At 31.5% G+C, this 15594-nt stretch carries 8 protein-coding genes; 4 read left to right on the top strand and 4 right to left on the bottom strand.

The window, feature by feature from the left end; translation table 11 throughout:
* Window positions 1-160: 160 nt before the first annotated feature.
* The 4 genes from porU (at window position 161) to KM029_RS10370 (ending at window position 8090) form a co-directional block, all read left to right on the top strand.
* Window positions 161-3511: a type IX secretion system sortase PorU gene (gene porU, locus KM029_RS10385; protein ID WP_158631026.1), complete on the top strand. Its 3351-nt coding sequence runs from the start codon at window positions 161-163 to the stop codon at window positions 3509-3511.
* A 152-nt stretch (window positions 3512-3663) separates the two neighbouring features.
* Window positions 3664-4881, top strand: coding sequence for a type IX secretion system outer membrane channel protein PorV (gene porV, locus KM029_RS10380; RefSeq protein WP_144073231.1), 1218 nt, complete (start codon window positions 3664-3666; stop codon window positions 4879-4881).
* Window positions 4882-5096: 215 nt separating this feature from the next.
* Entirely contained in the window at window positions 5097-6383 is a 1287-nt protein-coding gene (locus KM029_RS10375) for a M16 family metallopeptidase (RefSeq protein WP_144073230.1), read from the top strand.
* Between the two features lie 603 nt (window positions 6384-6986).
* Complete coding sequence (locus KM029_RS10370) at window positions 6987-8090, top strand: sulfotransferase family protein (RefSeq protein ID WP_144073229.1); 1104 nt, start codon at window positions 6987-6989, stop codon at window positions 8088-8090.
* Between the two features lie 60 nt (window positions 8091-8150).
* Here the strand turns inward: KM029_RS10370 and KM029_RS10365 are convergent, their stop codons facing one another.
* The 4 genes from KM029_RS10365 to glpK form a co-directional block, all read right to left on the bottom strand.
* Window positions 8151-9593, bottom strand: coding sequence for an efflux transporter outer membrane subunit (locus tag KM029_RS10365; RefSeq protein ID WP_158631025.1), 1443 nt, complete (start codon window positions 9591-9593; stop codon window positions 8151-8153).
* Between the two features lie 4 nt (window positions 9594-9597).
* The gene (locus tag KM029_RS10360; protein ID WP_144073227.1) at window positions 9598-12762 is read right to left on the bottom strand and encodes an efflux RND transporter permease subunit; all 3165 of its coding nucleotides are present in this window, start codon (window positions 12760-12762) and stop codon (window positions 9598-9600) included.
* Complete coding sequence (locus KM029_RS10355; RefSeq protein WP_144073226.1) at window positions 12762-13949, bottom strand: efflux RND transporter periplasmic adaptor subunit; 1188 nt, start codon at window positions 13947-13949, stop codon at window positions 12762-12764. The genes KM029_RS10360 and KM029_RS10355 overlap by 1 nt, the downstream gene beginning before the upstream one ends.
* Window positions 13950-14065: 116 nt before the next feature.
* Complete coding sequence (gene glpK / locus KM029_RS10350; RefSeq protein ID WP_144073225.1) at window positions 14066-15565, bottom strand: glycerol kinase GlpK; 1500 nt, start codon at window positions 15563-15565, stop codon at window positions 14066-14068.
* Between the last annotated feature and the right edge of the window lie 29 nt (window positions 15566-15594).

The raw sequence follows: 15594 nt of genomic DNA, 5'->3' as shown, positions 1-15594 counted from the left end.
AGCATAATTAAGTTAACTCTTGATTATGCTTTTTTGTTGTTAAACTAAAGATCACTTAGCTCTTATTGTATAGTTTTTGATAACTTTAAGGAGAATCAATCTTTCATTCATGAACAAATCCTATAAAATCAATATTAAGTATTTATTTATTTTTCTAATAATGGTTATTTTTTCGCTAAATGTGAATGCACAAGGACCGTTATCTAATGGAACGATTTATAAATTGAAAGTAAATAAAACAGGTTTATATAAAATTGATAATTCTGTATTTACTAGTTTAGGGATTGATGTGTCAAATTTATCTCCTGACGATATTGCTATTTATGGGTTTGGTTACGGGATGTTACCGCAACCAAATAATGCCCCTAGACCGTCTTCATTAACTGAAATCTCTATTAAATTTGTTGGTAATGATAATAATAAAATTTCATCTTCAGACTTTTTTATTTTCTACGGAGAAGGTCCACATTCTTTAGTAGTAGATTCAGTAAATCATTTTATATCGACTGAGTTTAATTTATACGATGAATCGAATTATTATTTTCTAAAAATTGGAGGTGAAAACAATAAGAATCGTGTCATTAATGAAAATAGAATACCTTCATCTCCACAATCATTATCTAGTTTAATAGAAGTAGTACATCACGAAAAAGACTTAATTACAGCTTTAAGTGAACCTTCAGGTAGATATTGGTTTGGAGAAGATTTAACATCAGAAACATCACAAACAATTTCAATAGACTTTAATCCAATAAATACATCATCTGAAATGATTGTAAAATGTGGGGTGATGTCTAAATCAAGAGCTGAAAGTACTTTTTCGGTTTCTATATCAGGTTCACAACGAGGGGAAGTTGTTGTAAGAGGGGCAAAAGATTTTAATTCTTATAGATACGGAAGGCAAGGGTATATGCAAAGTAATTTATTCACTCCTTTCACAATCAATAATATTGGAGATAATTTAAATCTAGATATCTCTTATAGTAAACCTCAATCAGATTCAGAAGGTTATATTGATTATTTTACTTTTAATACAAAACGAAGTATTTCAACATATCAAGAAAATTTTATTTATCATGAAATTTATTCACTGAATACTGATGGAGCTTCTATATCCATTAATTCAACATTTGATTATGTTTGGGATGTATCAGACCCCATAAATATTACATCACTCAATGTTTCTAATAATAAAATAACTACTATCAGAAAACAAAAACGTTTATCTATAGCAGCTTTTAATGTTAGTGATTTACTTTTACCAGAACCAATAGAAAGTATATCTAATCAAAATATTAGGGAACTACAGGTACCAAATTTATTGATTATATATTATGGTGAATATTTAGATCAGGCAAAGAAATTAGCACAACATAGAGCAACATTAAATTCAATTGATGTCCAAGTTGTTGATGTGCAGGAAGTATATAATGAGTATTCATCGGGTAGACAAGATATTACTGCATTAAGAGATTTTATAAGAACTCTATACCAAAAAAACATACAAAAATTAAAGAACGTACTTTTATTTGGTCAGGGATCTTATGATTATAAAGGTATCAAACAAGAAGGTGGAAGTAAAGTAGCCATTTATGAGTCTAGAGATGTATTACAGAGGACCAAAACATATTCGTCTGATGATTACATTGGTTTTCTAGATGAAAATGAAGGGTATTGGGCAGAAGAAATTGATGGGAGTGTAGAAAATTATGATTTAGAAATTGGTATAGGTCGCTTACCCGCTAGAACATTAGAAGATGCTGAAATATTGGTTGATAGAATAATTAATTATGATACACTTTCTACAAATTTAGACTCTTGGAAGAAAAGAGTTTTATTTGTTGCAGATGACGGTGATACTAATACTCATCAAGGTGACGCCAATGATTTAGCAACTTATGTAGAAGAAACTTTTTCTGATTTCGATTCCAAACGTGTTTATATAGATAACTACCCTAAAGAATCAACTCCTTCAGGAGCTATTTCACCTGAGTCTAATGAGAGTATCAATGATTGGGTGAATGATAAAGGTGTGTTAATTGTAAACTATAGTGGTCATGGGTCAATAACAAATTGGGCAGAAGAGTCAATTTTAACAGTTGATATGATTAATAACTTTACGAATTATGCTAAACTACCATTATTCTTAACAGCAACTTGTGAATTTGGTAGGTATGATAATCCTGCAATAATGTCGAGTGCAGAGAGATTATTATTTAATTCTAAAGGAGGTGCAATTTCTTTATTAACTACAACTCGACCTGTTTATGCATCAAGTAATTTTAAAATTAATAAAGCCTTTTACGATTATGTTTTTTTAAAAGACCAAGATAATAACTACCCTTCATTGGGGGAAGTTATGATGCGAACTAAAAATAATAGCCTTTCAGGAGTTAATAACAGAAATTTTGCATTATTGGGTGATCCATCTATGAAACTAAATTTTTCACAAAGGGAAATAAATATAACTACATTAAATAACCAACAATATACTACTTCAGATACAATCAAAGCATTAGACCATGTTTTATTACAAGGTGAAATTACAATCAATGGAGTAAAAGATAAAGAGTTTAATGGGGATATTTATCTAACATTATTTGAGAAATCTACCGAATCATCTACTAGAGGTAATGATGGCTCTGAAACTGTTTTTAATTATTCAGAAAGAAAATATCAGCTTTTTAGAGGGGTAGTATCCGTAATAAAAGGTGATTTTATTTTTGATTTTGTAGTTCCTAAAGATATTCGTTATGCTTATGGAACAGCCAAATTAAGTTTCTATGCAAATAATCCATTGACTGATGCTGTTGGTAGTGATGTAGATATAATAATTGGGGGAACCTCTTCTAATCCTGTAGAAGATAACGTAGCACCTGATATAAATATGTATTTTAATGGCGATTCAAATGTAAGAACAATACCACCAGATAGTTATCTTTATGCAGAGTTCTTTGATGAAAGTGGTATAAATATTTCAGGTATTGGGGCAGGTCATGATATAAAACTCTCTATGGATGGAGGTATTGAGGAATGGATATTAAATGATTATTTAATGCCAAAAGAGGGATTAGAAAATACTTATTCTTTAGTTTTTCCAATAAATGATCTAGAAGAAGGGGAACATTCTTTTACTTTAGAAGTATGGGATGTACTTAATAATAGAGCTGAAAAAAAAATAAATGTAATAGTAAGTCCAATATCAGAATTACAAATTACAGAGTTAATAGCCTATCCTAATCCTGTTGATGAAGATGTCGATATACGTTTTTCAAATAATGTTTTAGGACAAGATATTGTTGTTACTTCAAACATTATTGCGATGAATGGAAATACAGTTCTAACAACAGTTAATGAGTTTAATAATGTAGAAGAGGTTACAACATTAGAATATAAAGACTTACGTTCTCAATATGGTTTAATAAGTGGCATGTATGTTGTTCAATTGATAATAGAATGCCATAGCTTGAATTTAAGTACTTTTAAGACAACTAGAATTGTTTTATTTTAAAGTATTTTTCATTTTTTTTGTTAATCTTTACTATATTTAAGGAAACTTAAACTCCTAGCTTATACATAACTATACTCAATTTTATAGAGACCTCTATCATTAGAGGTAATTTTTTAAAGAAATCTATATATTTTATAGTTCAAATCACAGTTATGATCAACTTAAAAGTTAAATCAATATTTATATTGTTATCTGTACTTAGTACAGTAAATGTTTTAGCACAATCTCAAATTGTTGGCCAAGACCAAAATAGTAATCCTATAATTACTGCAGTACCTTTCCTAACAATTGCACCAGAAGCTAGGGGTGCTGCCATGGGTGATATGGGTGCAGCTACATCAGCTGATGTAAACTCTTCACATTGGAACCCATCTAAATATGCCCGTATTGATAATGAATATGGAGTATCACTATCTTATAACCCTTGGTTACAAAAGATTGTAGGAGATATGGCTTTAAGTTATTTATCTGGATACTATAAATTAAATGATCGCCAAACTATAGGTGCTAGTATGAGATACTTCGATTTAGGAAGTATTGACTTTACAGATAACCAAGGAAGTGTTACAAGAACTTTTAATCCAAGAGAATATTCTTTTGATGGTCATTTTGCAATGCAACTTTCTAATAGATATAGTATGGCTGTTTCAGCAAGGTATATCTATTCTAACCTAGCAGGTTCTATTTCTAGTGGTGCTCAAGATAGTAAACCAGGTCATGCTTTTGCTGCTGATATTTCTGGTTATTGGGTTAATCCAGATGTAAATTTAGGACAATATAATGCTGTTTTTGCTTGGGGTTGGAATATCTCAAATATCGGAACTAAAATGAATTATTCGAATGAAAGTCAAGAAGACTTTTTACCGACAAATTTACGTTTAGGTACTACATTAACTACAGAATTAGATCCATATAATAAAATAACTTTTGGTATTGATATTAACAAACTATTAGTACCAACTCCAGATAGTACTTATGATTATAAATCAGTAGGAGTACTTCAAGGAATGTGGTATGGTTTAGCAAAAGCTCCAGGTGGATTTTCAGAAAAGATGAAAGAGATTATGTGGAGTGTTGGTGCTGAATATTGGTATAACGATATGTTTGCCGCTCGTGTAGGGTATTTTTATGAAAACCCTGAAAAAGGTGATCGTCAGTATATGCAGATGGGTTTAGGTATTAGATATCAAGTAGTTACTTTAGACTTTTCATACCTATTGTCATTTAAACGAAATAACCCTTTAGAAGATACATTACGTTTTACACTATCATTTAATTTTGGAGAGCAATCTAATAAATCTAAAACTAAAAGAGGTGGTGGAAATAAGTCATCTCAAAGTGGTGGTGCTTTAGATGCTGATGATATTTAATATCATATAAAATATTTTTAAGTAGGGTGAGATAGTATAAATTATCTCACCTTTTTTATATTTAAGGAATTATCCATAAACCTTAGCGTGGATTTAAGTTACTATTTTTTGATCTATCATTATTAATTGAAAAGATTGTAAATTCTAGACTTAATTAGCTACAATTTGTGTTTTATGGCTTTTTTCTTTAAGAAATAGTACTGAAAAACATCCATATGAATCAAACACTAGATAGAAAAATAGCTCCTAATTCTTACCCTGTTCAAGATTTTTCAGTTTTAAAACCATCAATTTTAGAACTCGATAATTCAAGTAAAGTTTTCACTTTAAAAAATTCTTCTCAACCAATCATACATTTTACTTTATCTATTAAAGGAGGTAAATTGGTCGAAAAATCTTTAGGTAGTGCTTCTTTAACTTCTAAAATGCTAGGAGAAGGTTTAAAAGGTATGGATAGTGCTCAAATTCATCAAAAGCTAGAGTCTTTTGGAGCAATAATTTCTGTGTCAAGTGATACAGACTCCTTTACTATAAATGGCCATTGTTTAACACGATACTTTAGAGAGGTAGTCGTAATGGTAAAAAGGTATTTAACAGAGTCTGATTTTTCTGAGAATGAATTTCAGCACATTCTTCAAGTGATGATTCAACAAAAAAAGTTGAGCGAAGAAAAAACATCATTTATTGCTACTAAATTATTTAGGGAGAATTTTTATGGAACTAGTCACCCTTATGGTCAATCACTATCGTCTGAAGAATTATTAGATTATGACATAAATGTAGTTGAAGATTACTATAAACAAAATATTTTGTATGCTCCATTCGATTTATTCATTGCAGGTGATATTGGTGATAGAGAAATAGATATCATTAAAGAGGTTTTAGGTACTATTAAATTTAATCGTTCAAGTGCGATAATTGAATATCCCCCTTTTGTAAATAAAATAGCAACATCAAATTCAAAAATATATGAAAGTAAAGATGATGCTGTACAGACAAGTATTAGAATAGGATGCCCTACGTTTTCATTGCCAAATGATGATTTAGAAGCGTTTGCGGTTATGAATGAAACACTTGGAGGTTATTTTGGATCTAGGTTAATGAAAAATATAAGAGAAGAAAAAGGTCTTTCTTATGGAATTCACTCTTCTTTTAGAAATGAAATAAATCAGGGTTATTTTCTAATAGCTTCTGATGTTAAAAAAGACCTAAAAGATTTAGCTATAGAAGAAATTTATAAAGAAATAAATATTTTAGGAGATCAATTAGTTTCAGAAGATGAATTAACTACTGTGAAAAATTATATGACTGGTAGTTTTGTAATGTCTATAAACTCTAATTTATCTCTTTTAGAAATAACAAAATCATTATATAAAAAAGGATTAAGCTTCGATTATTATGATTCTTATGTAAGTAGAATTCAATCGGTTTCTTCCGAAGATATCAAGAATATGGTAAATAAATATCTAGAAGGAGATTTATTAGAAATAGCTGTAGGATAAAAAAAATAGGTTTAGTAACTAGCTGTTATGCTGCTACTAAACCTAATGAAGTGAAGTTTGTGAAGTTCTTGTATCTAAGTAAGTAATTAGAGAGTTGTTCAAAATATGAATGACTCTTTTTTGTTAATTTTGTACTAAAAAAGTTGGGTGTAAATTTAGTTTAGTTGAAAGTTTGTCTTTACACTCAGTCTAGTAAAAAATTGTTTGTAATATTAGTTTGTTTCTTTATTAAAGTGTAACAAAAAAGAAATAAAATTATTATTTTCTTACTTCCCTTATTGTTGATACAAGTTTATGGAAATCATTTTTAATAAACAATATTTGTTAACAATTAAGCTTCATATTATTTGTTTATTACTATATCATAACTTAATAGTTATATATAATTTACAAATAGTTGTTTTTTTAATGATTTATTGTTTGATGATTTAAGTTCTGTTTATTGTGTGTAAAAATTGTTTTACACTAAAAAACTTACATAAGTAATTTATCAGTTGATAATTATATTTATTTCTAAATAAATATTAACTTCTTCAGTCTTTATTTAGGTAACGGCGTTCTAAATAATAGATAATCAAAAATAACGCTTAACTACTCAATAATATGGCATCATTTGATAACTTAGATATGGCAACTCTTTCAGGGAGTTCATTATCAAATTTCAAAAAAATTGAAAACCAATATAACATTGAACCTAAGTTCAAATCAAAATTTAATAAAGCAAAACTTATAAGTACTCTTTGCTATCCAATTGAGAAAATTAATAGTGATTGGTTATATAATAAAATCGATAAAAAAGAAATAGGTAAAGATCCTGTTTTTGTACTTGGTCATTGGAGAAGTGGAACTACACATTTACATAATTTATTAAGTAAAGATCCACAGTTTGGCTTTGTTAATACTTTTCAAAGTGTATTTCCTAATGCATTAATGTTTGGTAGAACACTATTCATTCAATTAATGAGGCAATTAATGCCAAAAGAGAGACCTGCTGATGGTTTAAAACTAGATCCTTTATTTCCTCAAGAAGAAGAATTTGCACTAGGAAATTTACATGATATGAGTTTTTATTATTTTTGGTATTTTCCAAAACAGACTCAAGAAATTTTTGATAGAGTATTATTAGGAAAAGGTTTATCAGAAGAGGATAAAGATTTATGGAGATCTACTTATGAACGTTTTGCGAAATTAGCATTGTGGCAAACAAAAGGGGAGAGATTTCTTTCTAAAAACCCTCCACACACTGCTAGAGTAGATGAATTATTAAAAATTTATCCGAATGCTAAATTTATTTACATTTATAGAAATCCATATGAAGTATTTGGTTCAACAGTAAGGTTCTTCAAAGGAGTTTTACCAAGCCAACAATTTCAAGATATTTCTGATGATGAATTAGATAAAAATATTTTAAAGGTTTTTACAAAAATGTATGATAAGTATGAATCTGATAAAAAACTTATTCCTAAAGAAAATCTGATTGAAATTAAATATGAAGAATTCTCTAAGGATAATTTAGGATACTTAGATACAATTTATAAACAATTAGACTTAGGAGACTTCTCTAATGTAGAAGGAGCGATGAAAACGTATATTGATAGCTTAGGAACACACAAAAAGCATCAGTATAACTTTCCTCAAGAAACAATTGATAAAGTAAATGCTAATTGGTCATATGCCTTTGATAAGTGGGGATATGATAAATTATAAAATTAAAAAAAATGCACTAAGCTTTTACTTAGTGCATTTTTTATATAACTAATCTATTGATTATTTATTTGCTGATTCATTACTTTCAGCTTCCTGTTGTTCTTCACGAGAAATCCAACCTCCGCCTAAAGCTTTATAAAGTTGAATATAAGAAGAAAGAATGTTACTTCGAACAGTTACTAAATTCAGTTCAGCTTCGAATGCTTGACGTTGTTGCTCAAGGTATTCTAAATAACTTGTTACCCCTTTGTCATATCGTTGCTTAGAAAGACGTTCTGCATTTAATGCAGCTCTTGTATGCTTTTCTCTAGCAATTAATTCTTCGTTGTAGAATTGTATTGAAGCTAATGCATCTTCAACTTCTTTAAAAGCTGAAATAATACTACTTTCATATTGATATATTGAAGCCTCTAATTTTGCTTTTTCTGCTTCAACACGACGTTTATTTTTACCCCATTGGAATAAAGGCCCTACGACGCCTGCTCCAATGTTCCAGGCTCCTGTTGCTGCATTTGCAGAAAATAGGGCATCAGAAGCAATACCTGCGGTACCTGTAAGACTAATTGTAGGAAAACGGTTTGCAATAGCTGCACCTACCTGTGCATTTTGAGCAACAATTTCTTGCTCAGCTTTTAATAAATCAGGTCTTCTTTTTAATAAATCAGAAGGAAGACCAGATGGTATAACAGGAGGTAGTGCTTGTGCTTCGAGAGCCTCACCAGTTATTATTGCTTTTGGATTTTCACCTAAAAGAATACTTAATGTATTTTCTGATAAAGCAACACCTCTTTTATATACAGGTATAGCACTTTCTGCAATTGCTTGCTGTATTTGTGCTTGATTTAAATCAATTTCAGGTATTGTACCTTGAGTATACCTAGCATTCATTATAATCATAGAGCTATCTCTTGATGATAATGTCTCGATTGCAACCTGTAAACTTGCCTTATTTTCTAATAAACGAACATAAGCAGTTGTAATTTGAGATATTAAAGTTATCTGAAGCGCTCTAGCGCCATATACAGAACCAAGGTAATTTGCTTGAGCAGCTTCCGTTAACCTTCGGTTTTTACCCCATAAATCAATTTCCCAATTTAAAGAAGCTCCACCAAAGTAATTATTGTTTGCATTTGGTCCTACAAATCCACTATAATTACCATAAGAGTAGTTACCATTGTATCCAAACATTGGTCTAGCACTTACTTTTTGGATTCTAGCTAATTTTTCAGCTTCAATAATTCTTTGCATTGCAACTTTAACATCTTGATTATTTCTTAATCCAGTTGCAATTAAAGAATCAAGTGTAGGATCTTTAACTAATACCCACCAACCAATAGTGTCATTTTCAACACTAATAGTGGTGTCAGATCCAAATCGATATTCTAGAGGAGTATCGACTTCAGGAGCTTCATAGTTTTTTCCCATTTTACATCCCCAAATTAATTGAGAAACGAAGAAAACTAGAAGTATATTTTTGTAGTTTAAATTTAGTCTCTTTTCCATAATACTACTCTTCATTGTTTTGAGGTGTTGTTTCTCTATCCTTTTCGTACCCTGCAAGCTTACCTACAAGAACAAATAACATAGGGTATAGGAATAAACCTAAAACAGTTGCTAACCCCATTCCTCCAAGAAGTGCCATACCCATTACTTTTCTTGCTTCAGCACCCGAACCAGTAGCAATAACAAGAGGTAAAACACCTAGAATAAATGAGAAGGCAGTCATTAGGATTGGTCTAAATCTTAATTTTGCAGATTCGATAGCAGCATCAAATAAGCCCATACCTTCATCAAATTTAAGCTTTGCAAATTCGACAATAAGGATGGCATTCTTAGCGGCCATGGCAATTAACATTACTAATGAGATTTGTGCAAAAACGTTATTTTCATAACTTTCACTAAAGAAACGAGCAACCCATAGTAATAAGAATGCACCGAAAATGGCAAACGGCGTACCTAATAAAATACTAAAAGGCATTGACCAGCTTTCATATTGAGCGGCTAGAATTAAGAATACAAAGATTAGTGAGAATGCAAAAATGATGAATACTGATCCAGAAGCTTTCTTTTCTTGATATGACATGCCATTCCAAGCAAACGTCATATTTCTAGGTAATACTTCTGCAGCAACTTCTTCTAACGCAGCCATTGCTTGAGCAGAACTGAAACCCTCAGCTGGAGAACCAGTCACCTCTACTGAACGTAATAAGTTAAATCTGTTGGTAAATTCAGGTCCACTAATCTTTTCTACATTAACTAATGTGGATAGTGGAACTTTAGCACCTTTAGCACTTTTCACATAGAATAGGTCTAGTTGTTTTTCATCATTTCTATATTCAGGTTCAGCTTGTACATAGGCTCTATATAAACGTCCAAACCTATTGAAATCATTTATATAAGAACCACCAAGGAAAGCTCCAAATGTTGTATAGACATCGTTTAGATTAACTCCTAATTTTAAGATTTTATCTTTATTGATATCAATATAACGCTGAGGTACATTTGCTTGGAAAGTAGTAAACGCCATACCAATCTCAGGTCTTGCATTTGCTGCTCTAATAAACTCATTAGTATAGTTGGCAAGGTAATCAGGTGTATTACCACCTTTATCTTGAATCATAATACTAAACCCAGAACCATTACCTAAACCAGGTATGGCAGGAGGCCCAAATGCAAAGACTTGTGCTTCTGTAATTTGGGTCATGAACAGATAATTAAGTTTATTTGTTACTTCTTTTGCAGTAAGCTCTCTTTTATCCCAATTTGTTAATGTAACAAAGAAGAATGCTGAGTTAGTAGACATACTACTTGATAAAAGTGAGTAACCAGCAACTGTTGTAACCATATCAATTTCTGGTATTTCATCCATTATACCTTCAATCTTTAAAGAAAGATCATTGGTTCTTTGTAATGATGATGCCATTGGTAATTGAACGTTTACATAGAGGTATCCTTGATCTTCTTCAGGAATAAATCCAACAGGAACTTCAACACCTAACCAACCAGCAGCTAATAGTGTACAAAATATAAAAATTGCACTTGATTTTAATTTACGAGTAGCAATTTTAGTTACACTAATATAAGATACTGTAGAGCGATCAAAAATATTATTGAATACCTTGAAGAATGCTCCTAATGGACCACCAACAGGTTCTGATTTTCTTAGAATTAATCCACAAAGTGCAGGAGATAGCGTTAATGCATTCAGTGATGAGAAACAAACTGATACAGCAACTGTAATTGCAAATTGTTGATAAAGCCTACCGGTTATACCAGCCATACCAGCAACAGGAATAAATACAGCTACAAGTACTAAAGTTGTTGCAATAACAGGAGCTGTTACTTCTATCATTGCTTTGTTTGTTGCTTCTTTAGGAGAGAAACCTTCTTCAATATATACTTGAACGGCATCTACTACAACAATTGCATCATCTACTACAATACCAATTGCTAGTACTAACCCTAATAAAGAGAGTACGTTAATTGTAAAACCTAATAGAGGGAATAACATAAATGCCGCAACTAATGATACCGGAATGGCCATTGTTGGTACTAGTGTTGCTCTCCAATCTTGGATAAAGACATATACTACTAGAATTACAAGTAATAAAGCAACAAATAGTGTTTCAATAATTTCGTTAATACCTGCTGTAATAGGTAATGTAGAATCAAGAGATACTTTATAATCTATACCATTTGGAAAGTCTTTTTTAAGAGCATCCATTTTACCAATTACTTCTTCAGCCAATGCAACAGCATTAGAACCTGGTGCTTGATAAATAGCTATTACTGCACAGTTATCACCGTTAAGTCTTGTAAATGCAGAATAAGTTTCTACTCCTAATTCAACTCTTGCAACATCACCAAGTAATACTTGGCTACCATCTTCATCAGTCCTAACAACAATTTTAGAGAACTGATCTTCATCTTGTAAACGGTCTGGAAGACGTACAGTATATGTAAACTCAGTTCCTTTTGGAGCAGGTTCAGCACCAAATTTACCACCAGGTACAATTACATTTTGATTAGAAATTGCATTTGTGATTTCTGGAATAGTAAGGTTTAATTTAGCTAGAATATCAGGTTTAATCCATATACGCATAGAATAGTCTGAAGTACCCAATACGTTTACACGGCCGATACCTTTTGTTCTTGCTAAAACATCTTTGATATTAATTAATGAATAGTTACCTAAAAAGTTTTGATCAAAACGACCATCAGGTGAAACTAAAGTAATTAACATTAAAATGTTAGGTAATGACTTTTCAGTTTTAACACCTGTTCGTTTTACCTCATTTGGTAATTTAGGTGTTGCTGCAGCTACACGGTTTTGTGTAAAGACCGTATTCATATCAGGGTCAGTACCAATGTCAAATGATGTTTGGATTGTCATCGTACCATCATTTGAATTTATGGATTTCATGTAAATCATGTTCTCCACACCGTTAATCTCTTGCTCTAAAGGCGTAGCAACTGATTGTTCTACGTTTAGTGCACTCGCTCCTGTATAAGTACCTCTTACTTCTACAATCGGAGGAGTTAAGTTAGGATATTGCTCAATAGGTAATCCAATAATTGAGACACTACCTACAATAGTCATGATAATTGCAATTACCATGGCAACAATAGGTCTCCTAACGAAAAAGTTGGATTGATTTTGTTCTGTGCTCATTATTGTGCTTCGTACTGTGATTCAAATTTTACTGTCTTGAATTTTACTGTTGCGCCTTCTCTTACTTTCTGTAAGCCTTCAAGAACTATTTTTTCTCCTTTTTTTAACCCAGAGCGTACTAGCCAATAATCTTTATAAGTGCTTGATAACTCAATTTTTCTTTGAGAAACTAACCCATTATTATCAACCACGTAAACAGTATGACGTCCTTGGAATTCCATAACACATCTTTGTGGAATAAGTATACCATCTTTTACGATATCAATTACAGATCTAACTTTAGCAAATTGACCAGGTCTGATAAGGCGGTCATTGTTAGGGAAAGTTGCTTGAATAAGCATTGCACCTGTGTTTGCATCTACATTTCTATCTAAGAAATCAATATGCCCTTTTTGAGAGTAAATTGTATTATCAGAAAATATTAGTTCTAATTTCTCAGATTCTCTTTCTTCTTTCTCTGTTCTTTTTTGTCCAGATTTTTCTCTTGTCATTGCATATCTAGCAAGACGTAAGTAATCGTTTTCAGTAATAAAGAAACGAACATTTACAGAATCAATTCTAGACACTGTATTTAAAATTACTGGGTTGGGCTCACGACCAACAAATTCACCTACTTTAGCTTCAGTTCTACCAATAACACCAGTAATTGGAGATTCAATTGTTGTGTAACCAAGTTCAATTTGAGACATTCTTAAATTTGCTTGAGCAGCAGCTACCATAGATTCAGCAGCTCCTTTTTCTGCAAGTGCAGCATCAAGGTCCGATTTTGAAACGGCATTTTGCTCAGCTAAAGGTTGAATTCTATCAAGGTCATTAGAAGCTCTAATTAATGAAACTTTTGCTTCGGCTAACTGACTCTTACGCATTGTTACTTCTGCAGAGTAAGATTGAGGGTCTACAGTGTAAAGTAATTGTCCTTTTTTTACTCTACTACCTTCTCTAAAGTGAATACCTTCTAAGAAACCTTCAACTCTTGAACGAATTGGAATATCTTTAGTACCATATACCTGACCTACAAAAGTTTTTGTTAGAGGGACATTTTGTACTGTAACTTCTGTTACCTGAATCTCAGCTTGAGGAATTTTTTGTTGTTGTTTAGCAGATTCACCTCCACATCCAATAAGTACTATTGATGTGATTGCTAGGGTTATAAGCTTAGGAACTGCATTTAAAAAATTAAATGTCATTATGAATGATATTATGTAGTTAAATTCGATTGTAAAATTTTTACAAATCTAATGAAATATTTACATTTCTTATTAAAATAATGAAGTCAATATTGAGTTTTATTTACAGATTAACTTTAATTTTTATCCCAATTAAGACTTCGTTCAACAGCATTTTTCCATTTTTCTTTTAGAAGGTCCCTTTTTTCTTTTTTCATGTTTGCTTCAAAAGAGGCATCTTCTTGCCAAATATTCTGAATTTCATCAATATCCTTCCAATAACCTACAGATAGCCCTGCAAGAAAAGCAGCACCTAAAGCAGTAGTTTCCATTACTTTTGTTCTTATAACCTTTACGTTAGTTATATCACTTTGAATTTGCATTAATAGGTTGTTAGCGGCAGCTCCACCATCTACTCTTATTTCTTTTGCTTTGTTACCAGTGTCAGCTAACATAGATTCTATTACATCATAAGATTGTAAGGCTATTGCTTCTAGTGTTGCACGAACAATATGTGCTCTTTTTGTACCTCTAGTAATCCCAATTAACGTGCCTCTTGCATATTGATCCCAATAAGGAGCACCTAACCCAGTAAGTGCTGGTACAAAAACAACACCTTCACTATCTTTTACTTCATTTGCAATTTTCTCAGAATGCTTTGCTTTTTTTATGATCTGCAATCCATCTCTTAACCATTGAATAGCTGCTCCTCCAACAAAAACACTTCCTTCTAAAGCATAGTTTACTTCATCACCAATCTTCCATGCAATAGTTGTAAGCAGTTTATGGTTGGAATTTACAGCTTCAGTTCCTGTATTCATCATTAAAAAACACCCTGTTCCATAAGTGTTTTTAATCATCCCTTTTTTAATACACATTTGACCAAATAAGGCAGCTTGTTGATCACCCGCGATACCGGCAATTGGAATTTTTGTAGCAAATAGTGTAGTAGCTGTTTTGGTATATACTGAACTACTATCTTTAACAGAAGGGAGCATACTTTTAGGAATATCAAATATTTTTAAGAGACGTTTATCCCACTTTAAAGTATGTATATTAAAAAGCATTGTTCTACTCGCATTGGTTACATCTGTAATATGCTTTTTACCGTTTGTTAACCTCCAGATTAACCAACTATCTACGGTGCCAAAACGGAGAAGACCTTTTTCTGCTTTCTCTCTTGCCCCTTTAACGTTCTCTAAAATCCAATGAATCTTACTCGCAGAAAAATAGGCATCGATGATTAACCCTGTTTTATCATGAATGATTTTAGAATATTTATTTTTTAATGTATCACAGAATCTAGCTGTTCTTCTGTCTTGCCAAACTATGGCATTATATATTGGTTGATTTGTTGTGATATCCCAGACTATTGTTGTTTCTCTCTGATTTGTAATACCAATCGCTGCTATATTTTTACCGTTTAACCCTAGTTTTGCCACGGATTCTGCTGCTACAGCTGCTTGAGTTGACCAAATTTCTTGGGGATCATGTTCTACCCAACTTGGTTTTGGATATATCTGTTTAAATTCTTTTTGAGAAGAGCTAATAATCTCACCTTTTTTATTAAATACTATTGCTCTTGAACTAGTAGTTCCTTGGTCTAGTGCTAATATATATTGTTTCTCGTTGTTCATGATAACATAAGTTTATATGCTATCTAAAT

Source organism: Flammeovirga kamogawensis (genome assembly GCF_018736065.1).
GTDB lineage: Bacteria > Bacteroidota > Bacteroidia > Cytophagales > Flammeovirgaceae > Flammeovirga > Flammeovirga kamogawensis.
This window is presented reverse-complemented; position numbering and strand designations above follow the sequence as displayed.

What these genes read in the sequence shown, in the direction of transcription:
- KM029_RS10360 (WP_144073227.1), bottom strand. Translation starts at nt 12,762, where the DNA reads ATGAGCACAGAACAAAATCAATCCAACTTTTTCGTTAGGAGACCTATT.
- KM029_RS10365 (WP_158631025.1), bottom strand. Translation starts at nt 9,593, where the DNA reads ATGGAAAAGAGACTAAATTTAAACTACAAAAATATACTTCTAGTTTTC.
- porV (WP_144073231.1), top strand. Translation starts at nt 3,664, where the DNA reads ATGATCAACTTAAAAGTTAAATCAATATTTATATTGTTATCTGTACTT.
- KM029_RS10375 (WP_144073230.1), top strand. Translation starts at nt 5,097, where the DNA reads ATGAATCAAACACTAGATAGAAAAATAGCTCCTAATTCTTACCCTGTT.
- porU (WP_158631026.1), top strand. Translation starts at nt 161, where the DNA reads ATGGTTATTTTTTCGCTAAATGTGAATGCACAAGGACCGTTATCTAAT.
- KM029_RS10355 (WP_144073226.1), bottom strand. Translation starts at nt 13,949, where the DNA reads ATGACATTTAATTTTTTAAATGCAGTTCCTAAGCTTATAACCCTAGCA.
- KM029_RS10370 (WP_144073229.1), top strand. Translation starts at nt 6,987, where the DNA reads ATGGCATCATTTGATAACTTAGATATGGCAACTCTTTCAGGGAGTTCA.
- glpK (WP_144073225.1), bottom strand. Translation starts at nt 15,565, where the DNA reads ATGAACAACGAGAAACAATATATATTAGCACTAGACCAAGGAACTACT.